The sequence below is a fragment of the Streptomyces sp. NPDC059852 genome (assembly GCF_042731455.1).
Lineage (GTDB): Bacteria > Actinomycetota > Actinomycetes > Streptomycetales > Streptomycetaceae > Streptomyces.
The window spans coordinates 40,830-66,980 of record NZ_JBHWJK010000014.1 but is presented as its reverse complement, the minus strand read 5'-3'; the positions used below and the strand labels follow the sequence as shown (position 1 = coordinate 66,980).

General features: G+C 73.2%; 26 protein-coding genes and 1 other RNA gene. 14 read left to right on the top strand and 13 right to left on the bottom strand.

Translation table 11 applies throughout. The annotated features are described in order from the left end of the window. The first annotated feature begins 37 nt into the window (after nucleotides 1–37). Nucleotides 38–376, top strand: coding sequence for a MazG-like family protein (locus ACFV46_RS19480; RefSeq protein WP_385498981.1), 339 nt, complete (start codon nucleotides 38–40; stop codon nucleotides 374–376). Between the two features lie 17 nt (nucleotides 377–393). Here the strand turns inward: ACFV46_RS19480 and ACFV46_RS19475 are convergent, their stop codons facing one another. Next, nucleotides 394–1,896 (bottom strand): esterase/lipase family protein, encoded by a 1,503-nt coding sequence (locus tag ACFV46_RS19475; RefSeq protein WP_385498979.1) that lies wholly within the window; start codon nucleotides 1,894–1,896, stop codon nucleotides 394–396. A gap of 300 nt (nucleotides 1,897–2,196) precedes the next feature. Here ACFV46_RS19475 and ACFV46_RS19470 point away from each other — a divergent pair, with 300 nt between their 5' ends. Both ACFV46_RS19470 and ACFV46_RS19465 read left to right on the top strand, forming a co-directional pair. Next, complete coding sequence (locus tag ACFV46_RS19470; RefSeq protein ID WP_385498977.1) at nucleotides 2,197–2,658, top strand: hypothetical protein; 462 nt, start codon at nucleotides 2,197–2,199, stop codon at nucleotides 2,656–2,658. A 247-nt stretch (nucleotides 2,659–2,905) separates the two neighbouring features. Next, nucleotides 2,906–4,312, top strand: coding sequence for a hypothetical protein (locus ACFV46_RS19465; protein ID WP_385498976.1), 1,407 nt, complete (start codon nucleotides 2,906–2,908; stop codon nucleotides 4,310–4,312). A gap of 61 nt (nucleotides 4,313–4,373) precedes the next feature. Here the strand turns inward: ACFV46_RS19465 and rnpB are convergent. From rnpB to ACFV46_RS19450, 3 genes are all read right to left on the bottom strand, one after another. Further along, nucleotides 4,374–4,777: RNase P RNA component class A (rnpB, locus tag ACFV46_RS19460), an RNA gene on the bottom strand. A 57-nt stretch (nucleotides 4,778–4,834) separates the two neighbouring features. After that, nucleotides 4,835–5,413, bottom strand: a complete 579-nt coding sequence (locus ACFV46_RS19455) for a Uma2 family endonuclease (RefSeq protein WP_361932111.1) — start codon at nucleotides 5,411–5,413, stop codon at nucleotides 4,835–4,837. 140 nt (nucleotides 5,414–5,553) lie between these two features. Continuing rightward, the gene (locus ACFV46_RS19450; RefSeq protein ID WP_385498974.1) at nucleotides 5,554–6,990 is read right to left on the bottom strand and encodes an RNB domain-containing ribonuclease; all 1,437 of its coding nucleotides are present in this window, start codon (nucleotides 6,988–6,990) and stop codon (nucleotides 5,554–5,556) included. A gap of 73 nt (nucleotides 6,991–7,063) precedes the next feature. Between ACFV46_RS19450 and yaaA the strand changes: the two genes are divergently transcribed. Further along, on the top strand, nucleotides 7,064–7,846 hold the full coding sequence (gene yaaA, locus ACFV46_RS19445) for a peroxide stress protein YaaA (protein WP_385498973.1): 783 nt from the start codon (nucleotides 7,064–7,066) through the stop codon (nucleotides 7,844–7,846). A 168-nt stretch (nucleotides 7,847–8,014) separates the two neighbouring features. Then, complete coding sequence (eda, locus tag ACFV46_RS19440) at nucleotides 8,015–8,647, top strand: bifunctional 4-hydroxy-2-oxoglutarate aldolase/2-dehydro-3-deoxy-phosphogluconate aldolase (protein WP_385498971.1); 633 nt, start codon at nucleotides 8,015–8,017, stop codon at nucleotides 8,645–8,647. Here eda and ACFV46_RS19435 read toward each other — a convergent pair. From ACFV46_RS19435 to ACFV46_RS19425, 3 genes are read right to left on the bottom strand one after another with little or no spacing between them, the layout of a single operon-like run. Continuing rightward, a complete protein-coding gene (locus ACFV46_RS19435; RefSeq protein ID WP_385498970.1) occupies nucleotides 8,630–9,817 on the bottom strand; it encodes a bifunctional RNase H/acid phosphatase in 1,188 nt (395 codons plus the stop codon). The genes eda and ACFV46_RS19435 overlap by 18 nt on opposite strands. Before the next feature lie 11 nt (nucleotides 9,818–9,828). After that, complete coding sequence (locus ACFV46_RS19430; protein WP_361932239.1) at nucleotides 9,829–10,572, bottom strand: C4-type zinc ribbon domain-containing protein; 744 nt, start codon at nucleotides 10,570–10,572, stop codon at nucleotides 9,829–9,831. Beyond that, nucleotides 10,569–11,423, bottom strand: a complete 855-nt coding sequence (locus ACFV46_RS19425) for a Nif3-like dinuclear metal center hexameric protein (RefSeq protein WP_361932123.1) — start codon at nucleotides 11,421–11,423, stop codon at nucleotides 10,569–10,571. The genes ACFV46_RS19430 and ACFV46_RS19425 overlap by 4 nt, the downstream gene beginning before the upstream one ends. Nucleotides 11,424–11,670: 247 nt before the next feature. Between ACFV46_RS19425 and ACFV46_RS19420 the strand changes: the two genes are divergently transcribed. Further along, on the top strand, nucleotides 11,671–12,825 hold the full coding sequence (locus ACFV46_RS19420; protein ID WP_385498969.1) for a hypothetical protein: 1,155 nt from the start codon (nucleotides 11,671–11,673) through the stop codon (nucleotides 12,823–12,825). Between the two features lie 95 nt (nucleotides 12,826–12,920). Then, complete coding sequence (locus ACFV46_RS19415; RefSeq protein WP_361932128.1) at nucleotides 12,921–13,088, top strand: hypothetical protein; 168 nt, start codon at nucleotides 12,921–12,923, stop codon at nucleotides 13,086–13,088. A 174-nt stretch (nucleotides 13,089–13,262) separates the two neighbouring features. On the opposite strand, the gene ACFV46_RS19410 is transcribed toward ACFV46_RS19415, so the two are convergent. After that, nucleotides 13,263–14,120 carry a MaoC/PaaZ C-terminal domain-containing protein gene (locus tag ACFV46_RS19410; protein WP_385498967.1) on the bottom strand — a complete coding sequence of 286 codons (858 nt, stop codon included), beginning with the start codon at nucleotides 14,118–14,120 and terminating at the stop codon, nucleotides 13,263–13,265. A 285-nt stretch (nucleotides 14,121–14,405) separates the two neighbouring features. Between ACFV46_RS19410 and ACFV46_RS19405 the strand changes: the two genes are divergently transcribed. Continuing rightward, entirely contained in the window at nucleotides 14,406–15,620 is a 1,215-nt protein-coding gene (locus tag ACFV46_RS19405) for a sensor histidine kinase (RefSeq protein WP_385498966.1), read from the top strand. A 60-nt stretch (nucleotides 15,621–15,680) separates the two neighbouring features. Next, a complete protein-coding gene (locus ACFV46_RS19400; protein WP_376728886.1) occupies nucleotides 15,681–16,313 on the top strand; it encodes a response regulator transcription factor in 633 nt (210 codons plus the stop codon). Between the two features lie 8 nt (nucleotides 16,314–16,321). Here ACFV46_RS19400 and ACFV46_RS19395 read toward each other — a convergent pair whose 3' ends face one another. After that, complete coding sequence (locus ACFV46_RS19395) at nucleotides 16,322–17,233, bottom strand: hypothetical protein (protein WP_385498964.1); 912 nt, start codon at nucleotides 17,231–17,233, stop codon at nucleotides 16,322–16,324. After that, on the bottom strand, nucleotides 17,230–17,772 hold the full coding sequence (locus ACFV46_RS19390; RefSeq protein WP_361932138.1) for a SigE family RNA polymerase sigma factor: 543 nt from the start codon (nucleotides 17,770–17,772) through the stop codon (nucleotides 17,230–17,232). The genes ACFV46_RS19395 and ACFV46_RS19390 overlap by 4 nt, the downstream gene beginning before the upstream one ends. A 210-nt stretch (nucleotides 17,773–17,982) precedes the next feature. Between ACFV46_RS19390 and ACFV46_RS19385 the strand changes: the two genes are divergently transcribed. The 5 genes from ACFV46_RS19385 (at nucleotide 17,983) to ACFV46_RS19365 (ending at nucleotide 22,814) form a co-directional block, all read left to right on the top strand. Continuing rightward, on the top strand, nucleotides 17,983–19,725 hold the full coding sequence (locus ACFV46_RS19385; protein WP_385498963.1) for an MFS transporter: 1,743 nt from the start codon (nucleotides 17,983–17,985) through the stop codon (nucleotides 19,723–19,725). A gap of 101 nt (nucleotides 19,726–19,826) precedes the next feature. Further along, the gene (locus ACFV46_RS19380) at nucleotides 19,827–20,477 is read left to right on the top strand and encodes a class I SAM-dependent methyltransferase (RefSeq protein WP_361932144.1); all 651 of its coding nucleotides are present in this window, start codon (nucleotides 19,827–19,829) and stop codon (nucleotides 20,475–20,477) included. Nucleotides 20,478–20,523: 46 nt separating this feature from the next. After that, nucleotides 20,524–21,444: an N-acetylmuramoyl-L-alanine amidase gene (locus ACFV46_RS19375; RefSeq protein ID WP_385498962.1), complete on the top strand. Its 921-nt coding sequence runs from the start codon at nucleotides 20,524–20,526 to the stop codon at nucleotides 21,442–21,444. Between the two features lie 197 nt (nucleotides 21,445–21,641). Then, the gene (locus ACFV46_RS19370; protein ID WP_385498960.1) at nucleotides 21,642–22,358 is read left to right on the top strand and encodes a hypothetical protein; all 717 of its coding nucleotides are present in this window, start codon (nucleotides 21,642–21,644) and stop codon (nucleotides 22,356–22,358) included. A 165-nt stretch (nucleotides 22,359–22,523) separates the two neighbouring features. Then, the gene (locus ACFV46_RS19365) at nucleotides 22,524–22,814 is read left to right on the top strand and encodes a hypothetical protein (RefSeq protein WP_385498959.1); all 291 of its coding nucleotides are present in this window, start codon (nucleotides 22,524–22,526) and stop codon (nucleotides 22,812–22,814) included. Nucleotides 22,815–22,842: 28 nt separating this feature from the next. On the opposite strand, the gene ACFV46_RS19360 is transcribed toward ACFV46_RS19365, so the two are convergent. From ACFV46_RS19360 to ACFV46_RS19350, 3 genes are read right to left on the bottom strand one after another with little or no spacing between them, the layout of a single operon-like run. Further along, complete coding sequence (locus ACFV46_RS19360) at nucleotides 22,843–23,913, bottom strand: prenyltransferase (RefSeq protein WP_361932155.1); 1,071 nt, start codon at nucleotides 23,911–23,913, stop codon at nucleotides 22,843–22,845. Then, a complete protein-coding gene (locus ACFV46_RS19355) occupies nucleotides 23,910–24,644 on the bottom strand; it encodes a class I SAM-dependent methyltransferase (protein ID WP_361932157.1) in 735 nt (244 codons plus the stop codon). The genes ACFV46_RS19360 and ACFV46_RS19355 overlap by 4 nt, the downstream gene beginning before the upstream one ends. Continuing rightward, on the bottom strand, nucleotides 24,638–26,074 hold the full coding sequence (locus ACFV46_RS19350) for a glycosyltransferase family 4 protein (protein ID WP_385498957.1): 1,437 nt from the start codon (nucleotides 26,072–26,074) through the stop codon (nucleotides 24,638–24,640). The genes ACFV46_RS19355 and ACFV46_RS19350 overlap by 7 nt, the downstream gene beginning before the upstream one ends. Nucleotides 26,075–26,151 lie beyond the last annotated feature (77 nt).

The following is a 26,151-nucleotide window of genomic DNA, read 5'->3' as shown; positions in this document are numbered from 1 at the left end:
GCCCGCGCCGCGCCTGGCCTGTGCCAAGCTGCCTCGTATGACGACTGACGAGGCCGCCGCCGACCCGTGGGACACCGTCGACGCCCTGTGGGCCTGGCTGGAGTCGGACCAGCCCGTCTCCGGGAGTGAGGGCCTGCTCCTGCGGATGCTGAAGCTGTCGGAGGAGGTCGGCGAGGTCGCCCAGGCCGTCATCGGGGCGACCGGCCAGAACCCGCGCAAGGGCGTCACCCACACATGGGACGACGTGCGGTCCGAACTCTGCGACGTGGTGATCACGGCCCTGGTCGCCCTCCGCACCCTGACGCCGGACGCCCGCGAGGTCTTCGCGCGGCACTTGGCGCGGGTCGCGGAGCGGTCGTTGGGGGCGGGGGCGTAACGACTCGGGGAGTCCGCTCAGCTCCAGGGCGTGGCGACGAGCCGGATCCGGGCGGCGTCGCCGACCAGGGGGACGGCGCTCTCGGGCAGCGGGATGTGCGCGACCCAGCGCCCGGGTGCGGGGTCCTCGTCGGCCCGCGGGGTCCCGGCGACGTCGTGGTCGCGGATGGCGCCCTCGATCTCCGAGTTCCAGGCGGCCCAGATACCGGGCCCGGCCTCCGGGGTGCCCACGTCGATGACGAGGGTGTCGGAGAAGTCGGCGGCGCGCTCGATGTGGTCACCGAGACTGAGGATGCCCCGGTGCTCGCGCAGCGAGAGCAGCCGCAGCATGAGGATGAACCGCATCGGCCCGTCGGCCGCCGGACGCAGCCCGCTGTTGAGGAATGTACTCGCGAGCGGCACGCCGGCCTCCGTGCCGGCCGCGGGCCGGTCGAGCTGCACGGGACACCAGTGGGCGGCCAGCCGCTCGTGCATCACGACGGGCAGCCCGCGCACCGAGAGCCGCGTCTCGGCCTGCCACACGAGGTCGTCGTCACCGGGCAGCCGGTACCCGACCAGCGACGCCTCGATCCGGGTGTCCCCGAACAGGAACCGCCGCAGGTTCTGGTACCCCTCCTCGGAGTTGACCATCCCGTAGCGCCCGCTGTGGCTGCGGTGCACGTACGCCCGGTGCGCGCCGGGCACGTACGCCCGCTCGATCTGCACGAGCCCGTCGCTGTGCGGCCCGACGGCGGCGGAGGACAGCCCGAACGCGACGTCGTAGTCGGTGGGATCGGTCCCCACGAGACAGAAGACCCGCTCCAGGGGCAGCGCGCCGGAACCCTCGGGCATCCGGCGGGCGTCCCACCCCTCGGGCGGACCACCGGGATCGAACGCGGCCTGCGGGGTCAGGTACTCGTACATCCGCCGGGGCCCGAAGATGTCGGCGCCCTGGATCCCGACGGCGTCCCGGATCCGCTCCAGCCACCCACCGCCGAGGTCGAAGGCGATGCCGCCGTGCGGGGTGCCGTAGGTGAAGAACTTACCGATGCACTCGGCGGCGTCGCGCCCCCGGTCCGGCAGCACCTTCTGCAGCAGGCACCGGCAGATCAGCCCGCCCATGGAGTGGGCCACGAGATGGACGGCGGGGGCGCCGGTCCTCTCTCTCAGCCGGTCGACGAGATCGAGCAGATCGGCGGCGGCCCGCTCCAGCCGGTACTCGTCGTGCTGTCCGCCCCAGGTGCTGGAGGACCGGTCGTAGAAGCGGTGCACCCAGACGGAGTTGGCGGGCACCCGCGCATGCTGGGCGAGGTAGGTCTCCTGACTCCCCTCGACCAGCAGCTCGTACCCCTCCTCGCGGATGAGCCGCAGCAGAGGGCTCTCGAACTGATGGAACAACGGCTGGTCGTGCGCCCCGACCCGGACATGGGTGGACCCCTCGTTGAACCCGTAGAAGGGATCACCGACGGCCTTGTCGATCCCGGCCGTCCCTCCGGCGAAGCCACGGACGTAGACGAGGGGAAGACGGCGGGGGTCGTCCACGGCAGCCTCCAGGGGACGGGTCAGGTCTCCTGCCTAGCCGAAGCGGGACGCCGCCGCCCGCTGAGCCACCCGTGAGGGTGACACCGCCCTACGCTGTCCGGTACCGATCCGCCCGAGGAGTCACCGCATGCCGCAGCCGCCACGCCGGACCCCCGATGTGACGGAGATCGTCGCCCGCAACAGCTCGGCCCGAACCCGCCACCTGGCCCTGCGGGCCGCTCTGGGCACGATTCTGATCGCGCTGCCTTTCACCCTGGTCTCGGCGGGCGTACCGAACACCTTCCGACGGTCCTCCCGATCGTGCCCGGCCTCTTCGTCCTGCTCCTCCTTCTCCTCCAGCTCCACCACGGCCGCCGCCTCGACGTGTGCGAGCGGGTGCTGCGGACGTATCCCCTGGAGTACCGGAGCCGAGTCGACCACCGCGGTTCCGACTGGCTGCTGCTGGGCACGGTCCACACGCTGAAACTGCCGATCCGGGGGCAGCACGGGGCTCGCACGATGCGCGCCCTGAACGCGTCGATGACCCGTCGTCGGCCCCGCGGCACGCAAGCCGGCGCCTGGTTCGCCGGAGACCCGGCCTTCGGCGGCGTCCTGATCGTCCCCGACTCGGGCGACATGCTGTTCCTCCAGCCCGCGGACTGGGAAAGGTGCGAGGCCGAGCGCACGGAGGCCGACCCGCAGCGGCGGGCGATGGCGACAGAGGCGGGCATTGCCCACCTCCTGGAGAAGGAGCCGAAGACGATCGTGGCGCTGGGCGGCTGAACTGGGGCAGGAGCGTCCACACCGCAGGGTGACAGCACCTGAGCCGGCTGTACGGGGACACAGTTCGTTCACCGAAGTGCGCAACCGTTTCCACATTCGGAGAGTCCGGATCTACATGCACACCCATGTCTTGCGGTCCGCAGGCCGGCAGCTTGCCGGTCTCAGTCGCTTCACCACCGGCTAGCCCTCCGCTCCGCGCCCTGGACCGGGCCACGGCCCCCATCACCCTGCCCCTGAGCGAGACCACGTGATCGACAGCATTACTACTCAGCGGGACGGCCACAGCTCCGTCCCGCTCACCCGCTCGGAGATTCGCGCCGAACGCCGTCGCCTGATCGAGGCGATACGCGCCCTCCGGCGTCTCCTCACCAAGCGCCACGCCTTCGAGGTCGCCGACCAGAGACGTCTGAACCGCGAGGCGAAGCAACGCAGCCACGCGGAAGCCGTCCATGGCAAGTCGATGCAGCGCATCGCTGAGAAACAGGCGCGCCAGGAGCGTTCTCTCACCCGCAAGATGGAGAACCTCGGCGGCAAGCGCGACCACAGGGAGAGGCAGGCCCTGACCGTCCTACGCCGTGAGTCCGTCCAGCGCACGCTCAGCAGCACCCGCCTGACCGCAAGCCAGATCAACGGCATCGGCCACGGCCTGATCCGCGACCTGGCGGCCCAGGGCATCACCACGGCTGCCGACTTCAAGCGAGTCAGTTGGGGCAAGGCCCCCAACGGCAAGGGCGGGGAGGTTCTCTACATCCACCGCACCCGAGGCGGCAAGATCCACATCAACGGCATCGGCGAACACCGGGGCCGTCCCTTGATGGAGTGGCGCAGGTCGGCCGTGGCTCGCGCCGAAGCCCTGGCTCCGCGTCAACTCCCCGCGGACGAGCGTCATCGCATCGCGGAGATCATCGAGGCCGAACGCACCCGGCTCCGCCAAGAACTGGCCGAGGCACCGCTCGCAGCGGAAGCCACCCGCAGGGAAGCCGTACGGCTTCACTCGGAGGCCCTTGCTCGCCTCACCGCCGCCGAACGCCAGGCCGGCCACCGCGCGGCTGAGCGCCGGGCCGAGTTCGACGCGTTGGCGGAACGCCTTCTCGCACTCCAGGCGGACCTGTCAGCCCACGTGGCCCAGTACGGTGATGCGGGCCGCCGCATCCGCGGGGCCCAGTCACGCGCACTCCGGCCGATGGCCTCCTTGCACGCGATCCCGTCTCCCCGGCGACCGGTCGACCTCGCCAAGCCCGCCGCCGCTGCCGCCCCAGCACCCGGTGCCCGGGCAGGCCTGGGCTGGCTGCTGCCGATTCTCTATTTCGCCTTCACGACCGTCGTAGGCGTCGGCGAGCTGGGAGCGAACACGGCTCCCATATGGCTGATGATCGCGTCCCGGCTCTTCGCTCTCGCCGCCACGACAGAACTTCTCCGCCTGTGGATCCCCCGCAGACGTTGGCAGACGGCAGGCCGGATGCCCTCCGGAACCGGTTGGCAGTCCACCGGTGTGTTCCTCGCGCTCACCGCGGCCGGCATGTTCGCCGACGAGAAGTCGGACGTGTTCCTGCTGGCCTGTGCGACCTCTGTCCTGGCGGCATTCCTCTTGCTCGTCGGCACAGGCCAGCGCACCAACCCTGAGCTGCAGAAGGGCGCGAAGACGACCACATGACAGGAACGCAAGGAGCAGCGGGCGGTAACGCGAAGCGATTCCGGGTGAGTTGTAGAAGCGGCAGACGAGCCGGGCTGTACGCCGGGTTCTGTTCCCCGGTTCCCTCGCGGGAGCCGGGGCGACGGCCATCCATCTAGGACCGGTGTTGCCACCGGCCTCGTGCGGTCTACCCGCGGACTCGGGCGGGCAGCCCTCGATCGTCCGCGCAGAGCACCTTTTACAGTGCTCCTCTTGACCTTGCTCCGGGTGGGGTTTACCTAGCTGCCTGGGTCACCCCAGGCACTGGTGGTCTCTTACACCACCGTTTCACCCTTACCCGGCACCTGAGTGCCGGGCGGTTTGCTTTCTGTGGCACTGTCCCGCGGGTCACCCCGGGTGGCCGTTAGCCACCACCCTGCCCTGTGGAGCCCGGACGTTCCTCGGGAAGCCCCCTGAAGGACTCCACGCGGCCGCCCGCCCGGCTCGTCTGCCGTGTCGACCATGGTACCGGGCGGAAGGAGGCGCGGCGGTCGCCGGGCGGGGTCAGAGGAGGTCGGCCGTCTCCAGTTCGAAGGCGAAGGGGGCGGGGAGGGTGAGCGGTTTGCCGAACGGGCGTGTGCAGTGCTCTCGGTAGTCGTCCTTCTCGGGCTGGCTGAAGAGGGTGACCTGTGCTGTGTCACGGTCGAGCAGGAGATACAAGGGGACACCACCACGCGCATAGCAGCGGCGCTTCGCCTCCCTGTCCGCCTGGGGCTTGGTCGATGTCACTTCCAGCACCATGGCGACACCGTCACATGGCATCCAGGACCCCGCTCCGCCGAAGAGGTCGGCCTCCATGGGCGCGAAGGTGACGTCCGGGACCACATGGTTCTTGGGGCAGGAGTCCCCGCTCTTCAGTCGCAGCCCCTTGTTGCCCGAGACGTCCATGTCGGTCCTGGAGAGCCTGATCACCTGCCGCACGATCCGGCTGATGTACTTCTCGTGATCCCCGTCCGGCGGCGGCGTCACAACGATCTCCCCCTCGACCAGCTCGGCCCGGAAACCCTCCGGAGTGTCCAGGGCGAGAAAGCCCTCCAGCAGGACGTCTTCCTGTGTGAGCGGCTCGTGGGCCATGGCGGTCATGTCACGCCCCTCCTTCTGTCGCCCGTCAGACTGGGACATCGGAAGATCACCTGTCCGGGAGATCGGGAACCGTTCCCTCGATCGTGGCACAGCCCCCGCCCCGCCGTCCCTCGACGTCGACGGCGGGATCGTCACCGCCCTCACACCGCCTCGAAGCGGACCTTCGCCGTCGCCGGGTCCGACTGGGTGAGGCGGACACGGAGGGGGTCGCCGAGAGGGAGTGGGGTCCGGCCGTCGATGCGGCCGATCACCGCCGGGGTGCGGAGCTGGACCACGCCGGTGGTGGGGCGGTGGTCGTCCACGTCGATCACGCAGGCGTCGAACTCCTCCCCCACCCGGTCCTTCAGCAGCGCCGCCTCCACCAGGTCGACGCACTCCCGCTCGACCGTGCCCACCCGTCGCGCGCCCTCGGTCATCCGGGCGGGGAGGGTGTCGAGGGCCGCCAGGACCCAGTCGGGGACCGGATCCCCCGCCGTTGCCGCCAGGCAGATTTCCGAGGCGTAGCGGTCCACGAGGCGCCGCAGCGGCGCCGTGCAGTGGGCGTAGGGGGCGGCCACGGCGGCGTGGGTGGTGAGGGCGGGCAGCTCGCCGTCTCGGAACGGGGTGTAGCCGGCGCCCCGCAGCAGGGTCGTGCACTCCTGGAGGAAGGCCGCGTGGTGCGGCCGGTGCGGGTCGAGGGAGCGGACGAGCGCGGCGTACGAGACGTGGTGCGGCCAGTCGATGCCGAGGGCGCGGGCGGTGCGGCGCAGCCGGCCGACCGCGCCGTCGGGGGCGGCGGGCAGGGTGCGCAGGATGCCGGTGCCGTGGGCCAGCATCAGCTCGGCGGCGGCCATGCCGGTGAGCAGGGAGAGCTGGGCGTTCCAGCCGTCGGCGGGGTGGGGTGCGCGGTAGGCGAGCTCGTAGGTGTGGTCGTGCTCGACGATCTCCTGCTCGGGGACGTTCAGGGAGATCCCGCCGCGTTCCAGCTCCAGGCGCTCGCGCCGTTCCCCGATCTCCTTGAGCAGGGCCAGCGGTTCCTCGGCGGTCCCGGTGTCGATCTGCCGCTGCACGCCCGCGTAGTCCAGCTGGGCCCGGCTGCGCACCAGGGCGCGGTGGACGTCGACGGCGACCGTACGGCCCTCCGCGTCGAGGTCGAGCGTCCAGAGGACGGCGGGGCGGTCCCGGCCGGGCAGCAGGCTGGCGGCGTCCTCGCTGAGCGGGGCGGGGTGCAGCGGGACGCGGGTGTCCGGGAAGTAGAGGGTCGTCACGCGCCGGTGTGCCTCCCGGTCGAGCGCACCCGACGGTACGACGAAGGCGGCGACGTCGGCGATGGTGTACCGGACGCGATAGCCGGTGCCCCGCCGGGACAGGTGGAGGGCCTGGTCGAGGTCGGTGGAGCCGGGCGGGTCGATGGTGAGGAAGGGGATGTCCGTGGCGTCGCGCTCCGGGAGGACGGGGGCCTTCGCGGCGCGTTCCGCCTCGGCCAGGGCCTCGGGCGGGAAGCTCGTCGGGACGTCGAGCCGGGTGCGCAGCGCGGTGAGGGCGGCGCGCAGGGGGGCCTCGGGGGCGCCGGTCACGCGGATGTGGCGGCGGGGCATGAGTCGAGCGTAGGGCGAGGGGGGCCGGTGGGCACGCCGTACGCTGGGCGGGGTTCGATCGTGAGGAGTCGTTGTGCTTGTCCTGCTGCCGCCGTCCGAAGGCAAGGCCGCGTCCGGCCGGGGTGCGCCGCTGAAGCCGGAGTCGCTGGCCCTGCCGGGGCTGGCCGGGGCACGGGAGGCCGTGCTGACCGAGCTGGTCGACCTGTGCGCGGGGGACGAGGACAAGGCACGGGACGTGCTCGGGCTCAGCGAGGGGCTGCGCGGCGAGGTCGCGAAGAACGCCGACCTGCGGACGGCGGGCGCCCGGCCCGCCGGGGAGATCTACACCGGGGTGCTCTACGACGCTCTCGGCCTCGCCACCCTGGACGCGGCGGCGAAGCGGCGGGCGGCCCGGTCGCTGCTGGTGTTCTCGGGGTTGTGGGGTGCCGTCCGGGTGACCGACCGCATCCCCTCCTACCGCTGCTCGATGGGCGTGAAGCTGCCCGGCCTCGGCGCGCTCGCCGGGCACTGGCGGGCACCGATGGCCGAGGTGCTGCCGGAGGCCGCCGGGAACGGGCTGGTGCTGGATCTGCGCTCGGCGGCGTACGCGGCGGCGTGGAAGCCCAAGGGCGAGGTGGCCGGCCGGACGGCGACGGTCCGGGTGCTGCACGCGCCGACCCGGAAGGTCGTCAGCCACTTCAACAAGGCGACGAAGGGCCGGATCGTGCGGAGCCTGCTCACGGAGGGGGCCGCGCCGAAGGACCCGGCCGAGCTGGTCGGGGCGCTGCGGGACCTCGGGTACGAGGTGGAGGCCGAGGCGCCCGCAGGGGCCGGGAAGCCGTGGGCGCTGGACGTGCTCGTGGACGAGGTCCACTGACCTATGGCCATCGCCGAGGTCCACTGACCTCTGACCATCGCCGAGGTCCACTGACTTCTGGCGATCGCCGCGCAAAGTTCCCTGTGCCCCCCGTCCCTCGCCCCTCACGCATTGCATCCTGCGCAACGGGCATTGCGCCCACTGTTCGGCCTCGGCAGGATGTCGGTCATGACATCGGTCCTGGATCTCGCGCCCGTCGTCCCCGTGGTCGTCGTGGACGACCCCTCCGACGCCGTACCGCTGGCCCGGGCGCTGGTCGCGGGCGGGCTGCGGGCGATCGAGGTGACCCTGCGGACCCCGAGCGCGCTCGACGCGATCCGGGCGATCGCCGACGCCGTGCCGGACGCCGTGGTCGGGGCCGGCACGGTGCTCACGCCCGGGCAGGTGATGCGGTCGGTGGAGGCGGGGGCCCGGTTCCTGGTCAGCCCCGGCTGGACGGACTCGCTGCTCGACGCCATGCGGGCGTCCGGGGTGCCGTATCTGCCGGGGGTGTCGACCGCGTCGGAGGTCGTGGCGCTGCTGGAGCGCGGGGTGCGGGAGCTGAAGTTCTTCCCGGCCGAGGCGGCGGGCGGCACGGCGTATCTCAGGTCGCTGTACGGGCCGCTGCCCCAGGTGCGGTTCTGCCCGACGGGCGGCATCGGCCCCGGTTCGGCTCCGGACTACCTGGCCCTGCCCAACGTGGCCTGTGTGGGCGGCAGCTGGATGCTCCCGGCGGACGCGGTGGCGGCCCGGGACTGGGGGCGGGTCGAGACGCTGGCCCGCGAGGCGGCCGGTCTCGGCCGGTCACCCGCGCAGGTGTGAGGTGTCGTTGAAGAGCCGCACGCTCGCGTTGCCGTCCGCGTAGTACGCGATCGCGGAGAGCGAGGCCGCCGACAGCTCCATGCGGAAGAGGGACTCCGGCGGTGCGCCCAGGGCCAGGCGCACGAGCGTCTTGATCGGCGTGACGTGGGTGACGAGCAGGACCGTGCGCCCCGCGTACGCCGCGATCAGCTTGTCGCGGGCGGCGGCGACCCGGTCCGCGGTGGCCGCGAAGCTCTCGCCGCCGCCGGTGGGGCGGGCCCGCGGGTCGGCCAGCCAGGCGGTCAGGTCGTCGGGGTACCGCTCGCGCACCTCGCCGAAGGTGAGGCCCTCCCACGCGCCGAAGTCGGTCTCGCGCAGGCCCTCCTCGACGGTGACCTCCAGGCCGAGGCGGGCCGCGACGATCGCGGCGGTCTCCCGGGTGCGGGTGAGCGGCGAGGCCACGACCGCCTGGACGGTGCCGCGCCGGGCGAGGGCGGCGCCCACGCGCTCGGCCTGCTCCCGGCCGGCGGCGGACAGGGCCGGGTCGGTGCCGCCGCTGCCGGAGAACCGCTTCTGCGGGGTGAGGGGGGTCTCGCCGTGCCGGAGCAGGACGAAGGTGGCGGGTGCGCCCATGTCGGCGGGGGCCCAGCCGGCCGCGGGGACCGCGGTCGTACCGGCGTCCCCGGCGCTGGTGCCGGCACCCCCGGAGGCCGTCCCGGCGGCAGCCTTCGCGTCGGCCGCCTCCAGCTCCGCCGTCGAGTCCCGCGCGCTCCACCGCTCCCCGCGCTTGCCCGCGTCCATCGCCTCGTTGGCCAGCCGGTCCGCGTGCTTGTTCTGCTCGCGCGGGATCCACTCGTACGTCACCTGGGCGGGCGGGAAGATCCGCGCCGCCTCGAACGCCAGCGGCTTCATGTCGGGGTGCTTGATCTTCCAGCGGCCCGACATCTGCTCGATGACGAGCTTGGAGTCCATGCGGACGTGGACCGTGGCCGCCGGGTCCAGCTCGTGCGCGGCGCGCAGCCCCGCCACCAGGCCCCGGTACTCGGCGACGTTGTTGGTCGCGACGCCGAGGTACTCGGCGCGCTCGGCCAGGGTCTGGCCCGTGGCCGCGTCGATCACGACCGCGCCGTAGCCCGCGGGCCCCGGGTTGCCCCGTGACCCGCCGTCGGCCTCGACGATGAACTCCCGCACGGCACCGGCTCCTAGAGGCCGGACTCGGCCGTGCGGACCAGGATGCGGCGGCAGTTCTCGCAGCGCACCACGGTGTCGGGGGCGGCGGCGCGGATCTCGTTGAGCTCGGTGATGGCGAGCTCCTGGCGGCAGCCCTGGCAGGTGCGCTGGTACAGCTTGGCCGCGCCGACGCCGCCCTGCTGCTCGCGCAGCTTCTCGTAGAGCTTCAGCAGGTCGGCCGGGACGGCGGCGGCGACGACCTCGCGCTCCTTGGTCACCGTGGCCACCTCGGCGTCGATCTCCTCGAACGCGGCGTCCCGGCGGGCGACGGCGTCGTCGACCTTGCCCTGCACGGAGCCGACGCGCTCGGTCAGTTCGGCGACCCGCTCCTGCGCGGACTCGCGGCGCTCCATGACCTCCAGGACGACGTCCTCGAGGTCGCCCTGGCGCTTGGCGAGGGAGACGATCTCGCGCTGGAGGTTCTCCAGGTCCTTCGGGGAGGTGACGGCACCGGAGTCCAGGCGCTGCTGGTCGCGGGCGGCGCGCTGGCGCACCTGATCCACGTCCTGCTCGGCCTTGGTCTGCTCGCGGGCGCAGTCGCTCTCCTCGGTCTGCGCGGCCACGAGCAGGTCGCGCAGCTGGGTGTGGTCCTTGGTGAGGGACTCGATCTCGGCGTGCTCGGGCAGCGACTTCCGCTTGTGCGCGAGCTGCTGGAGGCGGACGTCGAGGTCCTGGACGTCCAGGAGGCGGATCTGGTCGGCGGGCGCGGCGTTCAGTTGGGGGCTCCCGTGGAATCGGTGGTGGTGGACGCCGCGTGGGCGGTCCAGGGGTCGGTGACCGTCGCGGAGACGTGGACGCGCAGGTCCCATCCGTGGCGGTCGGAGATCTCGTCGAGCTGGGCTGCGGCCAGCTCGCACCAGGGCCACTCTGTGGCCCAGTGCGCCGCGTCGAGCAGCGCGAGAGGACTGTGGGCGACCGCCTCGGACACCGGGTGGTGGCGCAGGTCGGCCGTGAGGAAGGCGTCGACGCCGGCGGCCCGCACCTGGTCGAAGAGGCTGTCGCCGGAGCCGCCGCTGACGGCGATGGTGCGGACGACGGCCTCCGGGTCGCCGGCGACGCGGATGCCCTGCGCGGTGGCGGGCAGCCGCTCGGCGGCGCGGGCGGCGAGGGCGCGCACGGTGAGCGGCTGGTCCAGCTCGCAGACGCGGCCGAGGCCCCGGCGGCCCTCGGGGTCGGTCGGGTCGGGTACGAGGGGGCCCGTGACGCGCAGGTCGAGGGCGCCGGCGAGGGCGTCGCTGACGCCCGGGTCGGCGGTGTCGGCGTTGGTGTGCGCGACGTGCAGCGCGATGTCGTTCTTGATCAGGGTGTGCACGACGCGGCCCTTGAAGTGGGAGGCCGCGACGGTCGTCGTCCCCCGGAGATAGAGCGGGTGGTGGGTGACCAGCAGGTCGGCGCCGAGCTCGACCGCCTCGTCCACGATCTCCTGGACCGGGTCGACGGCGAACAGGACCCGGGAGACCTCCTGGCCGGGGTCGCCCACGACGGTGCCGACCGCGTCCCAGGACTCGGCCCGCTCGGCGGGCCACAGGGTCTCCAGCGCGGCGATGACTTCAGACAGACGGGGCACGAGGGACAGGCTACCTGGCCGTTGTCGGGGGCCGTACCGGCTCCGGGGCGCCCGCTTCGGCGGCCGCGGCGGCCGTTCCCGCCGGTCGCCCGGGTCCTCCCCCGTCGCGTGCGGCGCCGTCCAGCACACCGGTCCCCGTTTCCTCAGGCGAATCGTTCCTGTGCCACCCCTTTGTGTGAAGCGGAACCTGGCCCGGGCCTCGGCTGTGCGGGCGAAAACTAGCGTCGTGACCGGAGGTGACCGGACCATGACGGCCTGTGCGATCGAGTCCGCGGCGGAGTCCGACAGCGGCGACGCGCCTCGGACGCAGTGCGTCATCACCGCGGACGGCTCCTACGCCGCCCGCCTCGCGCTCGACGGCGACTGCTGGTTCCCGGAGCGCTGGACCCTGGACGGCCCCGAGCCCTACGCCGTGCCCCTGCCCAGCCATCAGCCGGAGGAGCCGGGCACGGAGGTGCAGCCGATGGGCGACGGGCGGGTCCTCGTCCGCCGCCCGACCGACGGACGCCATGTCTTCTCCCTGCTGTACCCCACCGGCCCCGGCACCGGCGAGCTGCTGCTGGGCGCGGTCGAGTGCCCGGACGACGGGACCCGGCTGCGGATGCTGCCCCCGGCGCCGGGCGGCGGGCGGGCCTACGCGCTGGCGGTGGGGCGGCGCTCCAGCGCGGTCTGGCTGGTGGCCGGCGGCGCCTTCGGGCCGGAGCGGCTCGCCCGGATCCCGGGGCGCTGCTCGGGCGGGGTGTGGCTGGACCGGGAGGGGCGGATGCTGGCCCTCGACCGGGAGTCCGGCGGGCGGACGAAGGCCGTCGTGGTGGATCTGGAGCGGGACGGGGAGGTGTCGCCGCTGCTGCAGATCACGGCGGACAGCGACGACCGGGTCCTGCTCGCCGACCCGGACAGCGGACTGCTGCTGGTCCGCTCGGACGCCCCGTCGCCGGGGCGGCCGCGGCTCGGCTGGGGCGTCCTCGGCAGCACCCTTCCGGTGCGCTTCCCGGAGTCGCTGCGGATGCCGGACCACGAGGTGACGCCGTTCGCGATCCAGCCGGGTCAGGTGCTGACGCCGGAGAGCTGCGGGGTGGCGCTGCGCGTCGACGGGCCGGTCGGCGGCTGGGTCGGGGTGTGGCGGCCCGCCGAGCGGACGGTCCGTCACTTCGCGGCGCCCGCCGGCTGGTTGACGGGCACCGGGGTGTGGTCCCCGGAGGGCGAGCTGCGGCTGCCGTACGCCACCGTGGACGTGCCCTGCGGGGTGGCCCGGGTGGAGGCGCCGGCCGCCCCGATGGAGGCGGAGACGAGGCCGGAACCGGTGCCGTCGGCGGCCACGGAAACGGAGCCTCCGCATCCCGTCGTGACGCGTCCCGTGCCCTTGCAGCAAGCACCCTTGGGCGGTCTTGTAACGAACTAGTGCCGGTCGGCGCGACGCGTGGATCCGGCCCTCGGAGGGTTGGTTAGACTCACCCGGCTGTTGGAAAGATCATGTTTACGGGGTGAACCTTACCGATGAGCAACGCCACCACGACCGAGCCGTCGTCCGAGGTCCAGGAGGCCGCCGGGCACGGCCGGCACCGGGGCCCGGTCTCGGCCAGCGACGTCTCGGCGAGCGACCGTCAGACGGCCCCCCGCGGCCGTCACCGCAAGCCGGTCGAGGAGACCGGGACGGCGGCCTGAGGCCGCACCGGGCACAGCGTACGGCCCCGATCCTCCCGGAGGACCGGGGCCGTACGCCTGTCCGGATCTTCTCCAGCCGCGGCGCAGGCCCAGTACCTCGGCCGCCGCGCACGTCTCGGCGGCGACCTCCTCGACGGGCCCGGCGGGCCGGCATGGCGTGACCGGTGGGACCGGTCAGGTGTGGTCCACGACGGTGTCGGTGAGGACGGGTGCGTCGTCGCGGTCGGCCGCGGTCACGGCGACGCGCACGGATCCCTCGCCGGACCAGGCGCGGACGCGCAGGGTCTCGCCCGGGTAGGCGACCCCGGCGAAACGGGCGCGGTAGGAGCGCACGCGGGTCACGTCGCCGTCGAGCAGGCTGTCGACGACGGCCTTGAGCGTGATGCCGTAGGTGCACAGCCCGTGCAGGATGGGCCGGTCGAACCCGGCGCGCTGGGCGAAGTCGGGGTCGGCGTGCAGCGGGTTCCAGTCGCCGGAGAGGCGGTAGAGGAGTGCCTGGTCCTCGCGGAGCGGCCGTTCCAGGACGCGGTCCGGCTCCCCGGCGGGAGGTTCGGGGCGGGACGAGGGGCCGCGCTCGCCGCCGAAGCCGCCCTCCCCGCGGATGAAGATCTCGGCGTCGTTCGTCCACAGCGGCCCGTCGGCGTCCTCGACGTCGGTGCGCAGCACGAGCACGGCCGCCTTCCCCTTGTCGTAGAGGCCGGTGATGCGGTGGACGGCGGTGGCCGTGCCCTCGGCCGGGAGGGGGCGGTGGACGGTGAGGTGCTGGCCGCCGTGCAGGACGCGGGCGAGGTCCACCTCGATGCCGGGCATGGACAGTCCGCCGATGACGCCGGGCGCCCCGGAGCCGGCGACGGTGGCGAAGCTGGGCAGCACGTGCAGCCTGGACTCCAGGGTGTAGCGCAGTTCACCGGGGTCGGTGGCGGGGACGCCGGCGCCGATGCCGAGGTGGTAGAGCTGGACGTCCTTGGAGTTCCAGGAGATCTCGCCGGTCCGGGGTCCGGCGGCGAGGGCCTTGGCTGCGTCGATGGGCATACGGCTCCTGACAGCGGCGGTCGGGACCTCGGTACGGCCGTCCGCACCGTCGGCCGCACCGAGGTCGTCACGGGGCCGCGGAACCCGGTCGTTCTAGAACGCGTTCCAGTGCGGCGCCCTCTGTATAGCCGAGGCCCCGGCACTTGTGAAGACTCCTGACACCGTGTCAGACACAGCCCGGCCGGGACATTCGTCCTGCCGGACGCAGGACGCGTGCCCCTGCCGGACGGCCGCCGCAGTCCGTACCGTCGAAGGCAGCGGACGTCGGCGACAGGGGACACGGACATGGCCTGGTTGTTCAAGCGTCAGGGGACGTCGTGCGCGGGCGCCCGGGACGGGACGCCCGCGCCGAGCGGCTACAGCCTGCTGCCCTGGCTGCTCCTGGGCCTGGGCTCCCTGTCCAACCTCTTCCACGGCGAGACCGCGAGCCCCTTGATCGGCGGGCTGGGGCTGCTGGCGTTCAACTCGCTCTACGTGTACGTCGCGTTCCGCTCCTTCGTGAAGGAGACCCGGGAGGCGCCCTCGACCAGGGTGGCCCTGGTGCTCATGACCGGCGTGACCTGCGCCCTGGCGCTGGCCTACGGCGGCACCTGGCTGCTGTTCTTCCCGCTCCTCGGGCTGGCCACGGGCGCGGCCGTGCGCTTCCCGCACCTGCGGCCGACCGGGGCGGCCCTGGGCGTGCTGGCCGGTGCGGTGGCCGTCTCCCACGACGGCTGGGACGGACTCGGCATCGCCTACGCGACCTGGATCTCGACCATGGTGACGGCGGCGATCCTGTCCCTCTCGGACGCCGTACGGCAGCTGCGGGCGGCCCGCGAGGAGCTGGCGCACCGGGCGGTCGAGCAGGAGCGGCTGCGCTTCTCCCGCGATCTGCACGACCTCCTCGGGCACACGCTGTCGGTGGTCGTGGTGAAGGCGGAGGCGGCCCGGCGGCTGACCACCCGGGACGTGGAGGCGGCCCAGGCGCAGCTCGCCGACATCGAGTCGGTCGGCCGGCAGGCGCTCACGGAGATCCGTGAGGCGGTGACCGGCTACCGGGAGGGCAGCCTGAGCCGGGAGATCGACGGCGCGGTCTCGGCCCTGCGGGCGGCCGGCGTGGAACCGGTCGTCCGCCGCTCGGGCCCGCCGCTCGCCCCGCAGACGGAGGCGCTGCTGGGCTGGGTGGTCCGGGAGGCGGCCACGAACGTCGTCCGGCACAGCGGGGCGAGCCGCTGCGAGATCGCGGTGACCGGCGACGGCGAGCGCGCCCGGCTGACGGTGGCGGACGACGGCCGCGGCACCGGCCACCCCCGCCCCACCGGAGGCACGGGTCTACGGGGCCTCACCGAGCGCCTGGCCACCGCCGGAGGCACCCTGACGGCCGGCCCGGATCGCGGAGGGTTCGCAGTGACGGCGGAACTTCCGACGGACGCGGTGGAGGGGGCGGGGCATGTGGTCGGGTCGGTGGGCGGCACGGACGGGGACGCGGTCCCGGCGACCGCCGGGTCGCCGGCGCCGTGAAGCTCCGTGACGACCGGTGCCTTCGGTCCCCCACCCCCCTACGCTTGGTCCGTGAACGAGATGCCGTCGGATCGCCGGCCCGGGAGACACATCCGGGTGCTGCTCGCCGAGGATCAGGGCATGATGCGCGGGGCGCTCGCCTTACTGCTCGGGATGGAGCCGGACATCGAGGTGGTGGCGCAGGTGCCGGCCGGTGACGCGATCGTGGACGCCGCCCTCACGCACCGGCCCGACGTGGCCCTCCTCGACATCGAACTGCCGGGCATGAGCGGCCTCGACGCCGCCGCCGAGCTGCGCGACCAGGTGCCCGACTGCCGGGTGCTGATCCTGACGACGTTCGGCCGCCCCGGCTATCTGCGGCGGGCCATGGAGGCCGGTGCCGCCGGCTTCCTCGTCAAGGACGGACCCGTGGAGGAGCTGGCCGTCGCCGTCCGCCGGGTGCTGACCGGTGAGACGGTGATCGATCCGGCCCTGGCCGCGGCCGCGCTCAGCGCCGGTCCCAACCCGCTGACCGCACGGGAGCGCGACGTGCTGAACGCCTCCTCGGACGGCGCGACGGTCGCCGACGTCTCCGCCCGGCTGCACCTGTCGGAGTCGACGGTCCGCAACTACCTGTCCTCCGCCATCGGCAAGACCGGCACCCGCAACCGGACGGAGGCGCTGCGGGAGGCACGGCAGCAGGGGTGGCTGTGACCCCGGCCCTACTTGGTGACCGCCACGGACTCGAACGCCGTGCCCTCGGGGGCCACGCACGCGAACCAGGCCGCCGGTGAGCCGTCCACCACCCGGATCAGCGGGGTCTCGCTGCCCATGTCGACCCCCTTGGTGGGGGTGGCCCCGCCGGCCGCCTCGAAGAACGACGGCACCTCGGTCGTCGTTCCGTCCTTCCAGGTGCAGGTGACCTTCCGGGCGTCCAGGGCGACCCTCCCGACGACGAGCCGTTCCGCGCCCTCGGCGTCCTTCGCCCCAGGCACCAGCGGCATCGCCACCGCCTCGATGTCCTCGCCGGACGAACCGGCCTTGTCCGTGAAGGCGCCCTCGCTGACGACACGTGCCGTGTCCGCCTCGCCGTACTCGCGCAGCACGAAGTAGGTGCTCCTGCCGACGAGGTCGGCGGCGTCGGCCACGTTCGCCGGCCGCTGCCCGAAGGAGCGCATCGCGGCGAGCTCGGCGGCGGCCTGGCGCTCGGTGCGCGGGGCCTCCCAGAGGTCGACGAGGACCCGCCACCGCTTCCCGTGGTCGGTGCCGCTCGCGAGCAGCGTCCGCGAGGGCGTGCGCACGTCCGGGCCGGGCGGCGTGGGCGGGGGCGCGGGGTTCGTGGCGACCGAGGTGTCCCCGGAGCCGTCCCCGGCGGGCAGCCCCGCCACCGCGAGGGTGCCGGCCGTGGCGACCAGGGCCAGGGCGGTCGCCGTCGCCGCGGCCCAGCGGCGGGCCCTGCGGCGGCGCCCGCCGCGCAGTACCGCCGCGTACGGGGCCGTCCCGATCTCGACGCCGTCCGCGGCGTGGGCGAGCAGCGGCGCGATGTCGCAGGGGGTGCGGTCGGCGTCCCCCGGGTCGTGGACGGTCAGGCCGTCGATCGTCATGTGGTGGTTCGTCTCCCGCTTCGCGCTCATCGGCTCCGCCCTCCCTGCGTGACCATCTCCGCCAGGCCCGGCAGGGCGCGGAGTTTCGCGATGCCCTTGGCCGCGTTGCTCTTCACGGCTCCGACGGAGCAGCCCATCGCCTCGGCCGTCTGCGTCTCGGTCAGGTCCTCCCAGTACCGCAGCACCACGGCCTCCCGCTGCCGGGGCGGCAGCTGGGCCAGTGCCGTGAGCAGGGCGCCGCGGTCGTCGGCCTGGGCGATGCGGTCGCCGGTGTCCGGCACCTCGCGGGCGAGGCCCGAGTCGTCCTTCGGCGCCAGGAACTCCCGGAGCCGCCGCCGGTGTCTTCGCGCGTGGGCGTTGATCATCACGCGCCGGACGTAGGCCTCCGGGTCGTCGGCCGTCCCCACCCTGCGCCAGGCCACGTAGACCTGCTCCAGCGTCGTCTGCGTCAGATCCTCAGCGGCGTGCTGTTCGCCGGTGAGGAGGAAAGCCGTCCGCAGCAGGCGTGGCCAGCGGCTGGTGACGAAGCTCTGGAACTCCGCGTCCTGGACCGCCTTGCGTTCCCCCATGGGCACCTCCTTGATGTCCGAAGGAGTCCATGAGCCCCTTGAACCGTTGCCTCCCGGCCGGCACGGATTTTCGCAGCCCTTCTCCCCGCGGCCCCCTGCTGCCGGCGGCCTCCCCTCCCAGCGGCCCCTTCTCCCAAGAGAAGGTCAAGATTTCGTTAGTGTGCCAAAGCATCGGAATAGTTGCCCGGGCACACGGAGTTCGACGTACACATGACACGAACGACCATCGAACGGCCCGTCGGCAGAGCGACCTCCGGGGCCCTGGTCCCCGTCCTGGCCTTCGCGGGCATCGTGGTCGCGGTGATGCAGACCCTGCTCGTCCCGGTCATCAAGGACCTGCCGCAGCTGCTGGACACCACGCCCAGCAACGCCACCTGGGTGCTGACCTCGACCCTGCTCTCCGGCGCCGTCGCCACCCCGATCATGGGCCGCCTCGGCGACCTCTTCGGCAAGCGGCGCATGCTGATCGCGAGCCTCTCCGTGATGGTGGCCGGCGCCCTGCTGAGCGCCGTCACCAGCGCCCTGCTCCCCATGATCGTCGGCCGCACCCTCCAGGGCTTCGCCATGGGCGCCATCCCGCTCGGCATCGGCCTGATGCGGGACATGCTGCCCCGTGAGCGGCTGGGCTCCGCGATGGCCCTCATGAGCTCCTCGATCGGCGTCGGCGGCGGTCTGGCCCTGCCGGCCGCCGCCCTGGTCGCCCAGCACGCGAACTGGCACGCCCTCTTCTACGGCGCCGCCGCCCTCGGCGTCCTCTCCATCGCCCTGACCCTTCTCGTCGTCCCCGAGTCCGAGGTCCGCGCGCAGGGCACCTTCGACCTCCCGGGAGCGCTCGGCCTCTCCGCGGGTCTCGTGCTGTTCCTGCTGCCCATCACCAAGGGCAGCGACTGGGGCTGGACGTCCGGCATGACGCTCGGCCTGTTCGGCGCCGCCGCGGCGGTCCTGCTCCTGTGGGGCGTGTACGAGCTGCGGGTCAAGGCGCCGCTGGTCGACCTGCGCACCACCGCCCGCCCGGCCGTCCTGTTCACCAACCTCGCGTCGATCATGGTCGGCGTCAGCTTCTACGTCGTCTCGCTGGTCCTGCCCCAGCTGCTCCAGCTGCCGACGGCGACCGGCTACGGCCTCGGCCAGTCGATGGTCGTCGCGGGCCTGCTCGTCGCCCCGCTCGGCCTGACCATGATGGTGACGGCCCCGGTCTACGCCCGCCTCTCGGCGCGGTACGGCCCCAAGACCACCCTCATCCTCGGCATGCTGATCATCGCGATCGGCTACGGCGCCGGCCTGGGCCTCATGAGCGCGGCGTGGCAGAGCCTGGTGATCGCGGTGGTGCTCGGCGCGGGCATCGGCCTCGCGTACTCCTCGCTGCCCGCCCTGATCGTCGGCGCGGTGCCGGCCTCGGAGACCGGCGCGGCGAACGGCCTCAACACCCTGATGCGGTCCATCGGCACGTCCGTGTCCAGCGCCGTCATCGGCATGGTGCTGGCCAACACGGCGAACGACGCCGGCGGGGTGGCGATCCCCTCCATGCACGGCTTCCGGCTGTCCTTCCTGATCGCGACCGGCGCCGTCGTCCTCGGCCTCGCGTTCGCCCTGCTCCTGCCCCGGCAGCGCCCCTCGGCCCACCCGCAGCTGCGCGCCAGCAGCGAGGAGGACGCCAACCTGGAGCGCGCCGAGGAGGCCCTGCACGGCTTCCGCGGGCGCGTCCTGGACGCCGCCGGCACCCCGGTGGCCCGCGCCAAGGTCACCCTGATCGACCGGCGCGGCCGGCAGGCCGGCGCGACCCTGTCCGCCGAGGACGGCAGCTACGCCCTCGCGGTCCCGGCTCAGGGCGCCTACGTCCTGGCCGCCCGCGCCGAGGGACACGCGCCGCTCGCCTCGGCGGCCACGCACCCCGGCGAGGACGGCGCGGTGGACGTCGACCTCGCGCTGCCCGGCGAGGCGGTCACCGCCTGAGACGCGCCTCCCCCGGCCCGCCCGCACCCCCCGTCGCCCAGGTGACGGGGGGTGTGGTGCACCATGGGCGCCCATACGGTCGTACGACGGAGAGGACCCCCATGGCCCCCGCCCCCAAGCCCGACATCCTGGCCGCGTTCGAGGCCGCGAAGGGCTTCATGCCCACGGGCGAGGGCCTGGCCCTGTACGCGGCGGCCGTCGAGGCCGGACGGCTCGGGCTCCCCCTGCTGGAGGTCGGCACGTACTGCGGGCGCTCCACGATCCTGCTCGCCGACGCGGCCCGCGCGGCCGGGGTGACGGCCCTCACCGTCGACCACCACCGCGGCAGCGAGGAGCAGCAGCCGGGCTGGGAGTACCACGACCCGGAGACCGTCGACCCCGAGCTGGGCCTGATGGACACCCTGCCGACGTTCCGCCGCACCCTGCACCGGGCGGGCCTGGAGGACCACGTGGTCGCCCTGGTGGGCCGCTCCCCGCAGGTCGCGAAGGTGTGGGGAACGCCTCTCGGGCTGGTCTTCGTCGACGGCGGTCACACCGACGAGCACGCGAACGCCGACTACGAGGGCTGGGCCCCGCATGTCGCCGAGGGCGGTCTGCTCGTCATCCACGACGTGTTCCCGGACCCGGCCGACGAGTTCACCGGCCAGGCGCCGTACCGCGTCTACCTGCGGGCCCTCGCCTCCGGCGCCTTCACGGAGGTGTCGGCGACCGACTCGCTGCGGGTGCTGCGACGGACGGGTGACGGCCTCTGATGCGCCGTGACGGCACGGCCGGGACCCGGCCCGTAAGGTGTCAGGCGTGTCGTACCTAGGTCCGGACTTCGATCCTCCGCAGCCCCGCCGCGGCCGTCGCCGCGCCCTGACCGTGGCCGCCTCCGCCCTCGTGCCGGGGGCGCTGCTCGGCTGGCTGGTGTACGCCACCGTGGGCGACGACGGAGGCGGTTCCGGCGAGGCGGCGGTACGGCCGTCGCAGGCGAGCACCCGCCCGGCGGCGTCCCCCACCGACGACGAGAAGCCGAGCCCGGCCCCGTCCGCCTCGGGCACCGGCCCGCTCACGGGCAAGGTCGTCGTCGTGGACCCGGGCCACAACCCCGGCAACTTCCGGCACACGGCGGAGATCAACCGCCAGGTGGACATCGGTACCAACCGCAAGGAGTGCGACACCACGGGGACGTCCACCAACGCCGGTTATCCCGAGGCCGAGTTCACGCTCGACGTCGCCCGCCGGATGCGCACACTGCTGGAGAAGCAGGGCGCCACCGTGGAGTTCACGCAGGACGGCGACCGGCCGTGGGGCCCGTGCGTGGACGAGCGCGCCCGGATCGGCAACAAGGCGCACGCGGACGCCGTCGTCTCGATCCACGCGGACGGCGCGGGCGCCGGACAGCGCGGCTTCCACGTCATCCTGCCCGGCAGGGTGTCCGGGGGTAACGCGAACACCGGCCCGATCGTGGCCCCGTCGCGCGCGCTCGGCGAGCGCGTCGCGGGCGCGTTCGTCCGCGTGACCGGAAGCGCGCCCTCCGACTATGTGGGCGACGGCACCGGTCTCGTCACGCGTCAGGACCTGGGCGGTCTCAATCTGTCAACGGTTCCCAAGGTCTTCATCGAGTGCGGCAACATGCGCGATAGCAAGGACGCGGCACTGCTCACCAGCGGCGCCTGGCGTCAGAAGGCGGCGCAGGGAATCTCTGAGGGAATCGTGAGTTTCCTGCGAGGGTAGTGGTCTTCGGGTGGATCCCGGCGGACAGACGTGTCGGACGGACGATAAGGTCGTCCCTACGATGAGGGGCCACCCCCACGCTTCACACCGGGGCCAGACGGCGACATGGTGACAGCGATGCCTCCAGCGATGCCGATGTTGAGACGACTGACGAAGGACCTGAAGTGAATATTCGCTCCCTCACTCGAGGCGACGGCGTGGTGATCGGAGCAGCGGTATTGCTGTTCATCGCGTCGTTCCTCAACCTCTACTCCGTCTCCGGGTACGACTGGGACCAGAACTCGTGGGAGTCCCTCGGCCTCGGGCTCGGCGTGTACATGGGCGGGGTCATCGGCGCCGCCCTGATCGTCGTGAACCGCCTTCTGCCCCAGCCCCGCAAGGTCGCCGGTCTCGACCTCGGCACCGTCGGCACGGGCTTCGCCATCCTGACGGCCTGGTCCCTGTTCTGGTCGCTGGTGGACACCCCGGACCGCGCCAGCGCGGCAGCCGGTCTCATCCTCGGCTTCCTCGCCGCCCTCATCCTCGCCGCCGCCGCCGTGGCGACGCCGCTCGTGCCGGCGCTTCAGGCCGCGCTCGTGCCGGCGCCGCGGCCGGCCGCGCCGCAGCCCTACGGCGGGCAGCCGCAGGCCGGTTACGGCTACCCGGGTGCGCCGGGGCAGCAGCAGCCGCCGTTCGGGGGCGGTCAGCCGCAGGCGCCCGCGCCCGCGCCGGCCGGTGACTTCTCCCCGTTCTGGTTCGCCGTGCCGGTGGCGCGTCCCCTCTTCCCGGAGGACGGCTCGCCCAACCCGATCGCCGAACTGGCGCCGGGCACCTGGTACCTGGCCGTCGAGCAGCGCGGCGCGGCCCTGGTCGCGCAGACGCAGGACGGCCGTCGCGGTGTCCTGCAGGACACGAGCGGCATCCAGCGCGGCTGAGTCCCCACGTCGTACGACGGCCCCTCGCCCCTCCGGGCGGGGGGCCGTTGCCGTCTCCCCGACCTTTGGCTGACGGACCGTCCGGGCACCCTGCGGGTGCCGGCCGAGCTCAACTCGTAGGCGCGGGCCGGGTTTCAAGCCGGGTTCCGGGGTCAAGCGAGGAGCATGTCCCCTAGATATCGCGGCGCCAACCAGGCCGGCACGGTCATCGCGATCGTCGCCGATGTCATGGCCCTCATCCTGGGCCTGTGGATTCTCATGTATTTGCTGGATGCCAACCGCGGCAACGACTTCGTGCAGTTCGTCCATGACGTCGCCCGCTGGCTGGCGGGCTGGTCGCACGATCTGTTCACCTTCGACGAGGAGTGGGCCCGCGTGGTCGCCGGGTACGGCCTGGCCGCCGTGGTCTACCTGTTCGTCGGCCACGCCATCGCCGGCCGGGTGCACCGGCACTGACGCCGGCGCCGGCACCCGGCCCCGGCGGTCAGGCGCAGCAGTCCGGGTCCAGCCCGGCCGGCAGGCGGTCCCCGCCGAACACCGCGCAGGTGGCCTCGTGCCCGCCGAGCGCGGCGACGGCCAGCAGGACGGATCCCGCTGTCCACGTGGTGAGTTCACGCGGCCAGATGGCGTCGTCCTCGAAGACGTATCCCGTCCAGTACAGGCCGCTCTCGGCGTCCCGCAGATGCTGGATGGACTGCAGGATCTCCAGCGCGCGGTCGGACTCGCCCATCGCCCAGAGCGCGAGGGCGAGTTCGGCGGACTCGCCGCCGGTGACCCACGGGTTGGGCACGACGCACCGCACGCCGAGGCCGGGCACGACGAACCGGCCCCAGCCCTCCCGCATCCGGGCCTCGGCGTCGGCGCCGGTGAGCGCCCCGCCGAGCACCGGGTAGTACCAGTCCATCGAGTAGCGGTCCTTGTCCAGGAACCGCTCGGGGTGCCGCCGGATGGCGTGGCGCAGCGCGCCCGCCGCGAGCTCCCAGTCCGGCTGCGGCTCCTCGCGCTGCTCGGCGATGGCCAGCGCGCACCGCAGCGCGTGGTGGATCGACGAGGAGCCGGTGAGCAGGGCGTCCTCGGTGGGAGTGCCGTCGTCGTCGCGCCGCCAGCCGATCTGCCCGCCGGGCTGCTGGAGCCGCAGCACGAACTCGATCGCCGCGTACACGGTGGGCCACATGCGGTCCAGGAACGTGTCGTCGCCCGTGGACAGGTAGTGGTGCCACACGCCGACCGCTATGTAGGCGACGAAGTTGGTCTCGCGCCCGGTGTCGGTGACGTCGTCGTGGTCGCCGTCGCGGTAGGCGGCGTACCAGGAGCCGTCGTCGTTCTGATGGGTGGCCAGCCAGGTGTACGCCCGCTCGGCGGCGGTGTGTTCACCGGCGGCGTCCAGCGCCATGGCGGCCTCGACGTGGTCCCACGGGTCGAGGTGGTGTCCGCGGAACCACGGGATCGCCCCGTCCTCCCGCTGTACCGCGAGGATGCCGGCCACGGTCGCGGCGGCCTGCTCGGCGGTGAGGACCCCGGGCAGGACGAGGTGTTCTGTCCGGGGAGTGGTCACTTCGCGTCCACCCGGGGCAGGTGCGGCTTGGTCGCGTACGCCACGAAGCTCTTGCCGATCAGCGGGTTCAGCGCCCGCTCGGCGACCCGGGTGGCCAGCGGCTTCTTCATGATGTCCCAGACGAGGAGCTTGTGGTACGCCTTCACGGGCAGCGCCTTGTCGTTGTCCACGCCGAACGCGCACTTCAGCCACCAGTACGGCGAGTGCAGCGCGTGCGCGTGGTGGGTGCCGTACGGCCTCAGGCCCGCCTCGCGGATCTTCGCCAGCAGCTCGTCCGCCTTGTAGATGCGGATGTGGCCGCCCTCGACCTCGTGGTAGGCGTCGGACAGCGTCCAGCAGACCTTCTCGGGTCCGTAACGGGGGACGGTGACGGCGATACGGCCGCCGGGCTTGAGGACCCGGACCATCTCGGCGAGGACGCCCTTGTCGTCGGGGATGTGCTCCATGACCTCGGAGATGATCACGACGTCGAAGGACTCGTCCGGGAAGGGCAGCGCGAGCGCGTCGCCCTCCATGGCGGTGGCGGTGGCGCCCTCGGGGGCCTCGCCGGCCTCCTTCATCGCCGCGAACCACTTCGCGACCTCGCGGATCTCCTCGCCGTTCTGGTCCAGCGCGACGACCTGGGCGCCGCGCCGGTAGCACTCGAACGCGTGCCGTCCGGCACCGCAGCCGAGGTCCAGGACGCGGTCGCCCGGGGCGAGCGGGAACCGGGAGAAGTCGACGGTCAGCACGTGGCCCTGCTTTCGGTGTCGGCGCCCTCGACGAGGGGGGAGGCCGGGGCGGTGACGGGTGGGGTCGTGGAGCGGACAGGGGCGGCCGGGGCGGTGTCCGCGGCCGTGGCGCGGGGGCGGCGGCCGGCGGCGATCGCCTCGCGGTACCGGGCCACCGTGCCCTCGGCGGCCTTCGCCCAGGTGAAGTGCTGGAGCACGCGCGCGCGTCCGGCCGCTCCGAGCCGGTCGCGCAGACCGGCGTCGCCCAGCAGCCGGGTCAGTCCTGCGGCCAGCGCCCCGGCGTCTCCGGGCGGCACCGCGAGGCAGGTCTCGCCGTCGCGTCCGGCGACCTCGGGGATCGCCCCACCGGTCGTGGCGACCAGGGGGGTGCCGGTGGCCATGGCCTCGGCGGCGGGCAGCGAGAAGCCCTCGTACAGCGACGGCACGCAGGCCACCTCCGCCGAGCGGACCAGGTCGACGAGTTCGGCGTCGGAGATGCCCTTGACGAAGTCGACGGCGCCCTCGAGGCCGTAGTGCTCGACGGCACGGGCGACCGGGCCGTCCTCGGGGCGCTTGCCGACGACGACGAGATGGGCGTCGGGGTGTTCGGTGCGGACCTTGGCGAGCGCCTCGACGAGGAACACGAGGCCCTTCAGGGGGACGTCGGCGCTGGACGTCGTCACGATCCGGCCGGGCACCCGGCGGACCGACGGATCCGGCGAGAACAGGTCGGTGTCGGCGCCGATGTGGACGACGTGGATGCGGTCCTGCCGGACACCGAGGTCGTCGACGATCTCCTTGCGGGAGGTGCCGGAGACGGTGAGGACGGACGGCAGGCGGCGCGCGACCCGCTTCTGCATCCGGGTGAAGGCGTACCACCGGCGGACCGACATCCGCCGCTGCCAGGTCGTGGCGGCGTCCAGCTCCAGCCGGCGGTCCACGGTGATGGGGTGGTGGATGGTGGTGACGAGGGGGGCGCCGACATCGCCGAGGAGGCCGTAGCCGAGGGTCTGGTTGTCGTGCACGACGTCGAAGTCGCCGCGGCGGGCGCGCAGCAGGCGGCGGGCGCGCAGCGAGAACGTCAGGGGCTCGGGGAAGCCGCCGGTCCACATGGTCGCCACTTCCAGCGCGTCGACCCAGTCGCGGTACTCGTCGCGGCTGGGCGTGCGGAACGGGTCGGGCTGGCGGTACAGGTCGAGGCTGGGCAGCTCGGTGAGGGTGAGGCGGCCCGCGTAGTCCTCGTGCTCGTCGAGCACGGGGTAGGGCTGGGAGCCGATGACCTCGACGCGGTGGCCGAGGCGGGCGAGTTCGCGGGAGAGGTGCCGGACGTAGACGCCCTGGCCGCCGCAGAACGGGTTTCCCTTGTAGGTGAGGAGCGCGATGTCGAGCGGTCGCCCGCCGTCGGCGGCAAGGTCCGTCGGAGACCCGGCCTCCCTGGCCTCAGCGGTCACTCCGGGCCCCCTTCTCCCTGCTCTGTCCCGCGAGGTTACGCCGGGACGTTAATCTAGAACAAGTTTCAGACTTGATC